The sequence below is a fragment of the Schnuerera sp. genome (assembly GCF_035459645.1).
Classification (GTDB): Bacteria; Bacillota; Clostridia; order Tissierellales; family Tepidimicrobiaceae; genus Schnuerera.
In genome coordinates this window covers 1-2,085 of the sequence record NZ_DATHXO010000052.1, presented here as the reverse complement: position 1 = coordinate 2,085, position 2,085 = coordinate 1, and the positions used below count along the sequence as shown (strand labels likewise).

Annotated in this window: 1 protein-coding gene; it reads left to right on the top strand. The window is 30.0% G+C overall.

What is annotated here, in order from left to right:
- The first annotated feature begins 376 nt into the window (after positions 1-376).
- Positions 377-1,660, top strand: coding sequence for an IS110 family RNA-guided transposase (locus VK998_RS01220; protein WP_321716023.1), 1,284 nt, complete (start codon positions 377-379; stop codon positions 1,658-1,660).
- Positions 1,661-2,085: the final 425 nt, after the last annotated feature.

Sequence of the window (2,085 nt, the reverse complement as noted above, 5' to 3'; positions counted from 1 at the left end):
ACAAAAGAAAGGATTAGAGATAGTGGATTATGGCAAGTAAATGAATTATATAAAGATGGTTTTGATGAGGATGATTTTATTAAATTTAAAAATGAACTAATAGGTAATATTAATAATTTAGGAATTTAGTGTTTCTCCATCTTAAAAGATACTTTGCAGCTCAATTTGATTGATCATGATTAATGACTATTGTTAGCCTTAATAATTGTTTAATCCAGTCACGCAATTTTATGCTATTATTCTATTTAAGGAGCATTCCTGTAATAAATAAAAATCACATTTGAATAAAAAAATACCACCTGTTAAAATACAAGGTGTCAGGGAATTCCTGCAGGAAAAACTGACCCTTAAATTAAATAACAGGAGGTATTCTAAAATGAATTATACACAAAATGAAAAGATTAAGCAAATAGATATTGATACTTTAATTATTGGAGTTGATATTGCTAAACATACTCATGTTGCGAGAGCACAGGATTACAGAGGTGTAGAGCTTGGTAAAGCTCTTGCATTTAATAATTCAATTGAAGGTTTTAAAAAATTAGTTAATTGGTCTAAAGATATTTGTATGAAAAATGAAAAAAGTAAAATAGTTGTAGGCATGGAACCAACAGGACATTATTGGTTTAACATAGGACATTTTCTAAGTGGAGAAAATATTAAACTAGTTCTAGTAAATCCAATGCATGTTAAAAAGACTAAAGAACTAGATGACAATTCACCTACGAAAAATGACTTAAAAGATGCTAAAGTAATAGCTCAACTAGTGAAGGATGGAAGGTACTCAGAACCTGTAATTCCTGAAGGTATATATGCAGAATTAAGGGTAGCAATGGATGAAAGAGATGATATTAATAGAGAATTAGGATCAATAAAAAATAAAATCCATCGATGGATAGACAAGTATTTCCCTGAATTTCCAACTGTTTTCAAAAATATAGAAGGAAAAACTTCTTTAATAACACTTAGAGAATTTCCATTTCCTAAGGATATATTGAAGCTAGGGGAACAGGAAATAATAAAAGTTTGGAAAAAAGACATTAAGAGAGCTGTAGGCCCAAAAAGAGCAAAGAAACTTTTAAAAACAGCTAGAATATCAGTTGGTATTCAAACAGGCATGCATATGGCCAAAAAACAGCTTATGAACCTGCTAGATAGATATGAAATGCTTACTAATCAAATGGAAGAATTGATGATATTTATTGAAAAAATATTATCTCAAATACCAGGGGCTCAAGAGATGCTCTCAATACCAGGTGTTGGTGTAACAACTGTAGCCGGATTTTTATCTGAAACAGGAGATTTGAATAATTATTCTCATCCAAATCAGATTCGAAAACTTGCAGGATTAAACTTAAAAGAAAATAGTTCTGGTAAACATAAAGGGAAAACAACGATATCTAAAAGAGGAAGGCATAAATTAAGGGCTATTCTTTTTAAGGCAGTTATGCCAATGGTAAGTAAAAACAATGAGTTTAATAATCTCCATAGATATTATACAACACGAAATAATAATCCATTAAAAAAGAAACAATCATTAATAGCATTGTGTAATAAGTTGATCAGAATTCTATTTGCTGTAGGCAAAAAGAAAACAATGTATAATTCAGAAAAATTATTAGGTGATATGAACTTTGAATATTTAAAAAAAGCAGCTTAAAATGAAAGTGATATTACAGGAAACTGCACTATCTTAAGCTTTTTATAATATAAACTTATTTAAGAATTTTGAACTTTGAAAAAGGAAGCTGAAGAGAGCTGGTAGAAATTTATTCCATAAGGACATAGATCCCGTAAAGGAGCATTTCCAGCCTCCACCTCATGGATAGATAGAACGAAGGAATTTAGGGACAAATAGATCCTGTGAGACATGGGAGGGTAAATCACCATGAGCCATTGTGGAGATTTTGAGAGCGATTATATTCGTTTTTAGCAAAAATAGCCGTATGTCTATTTAAACGCAGCCCTAAAATCCATATATTTGAATATTTTATACTAATATCCACTAGCTTCTTTTTAAAACTATTAGAAATTCTAAGAATAAGTGAGTATTTTGAAGATAAATTTAAATTATAGAGGGAGGTA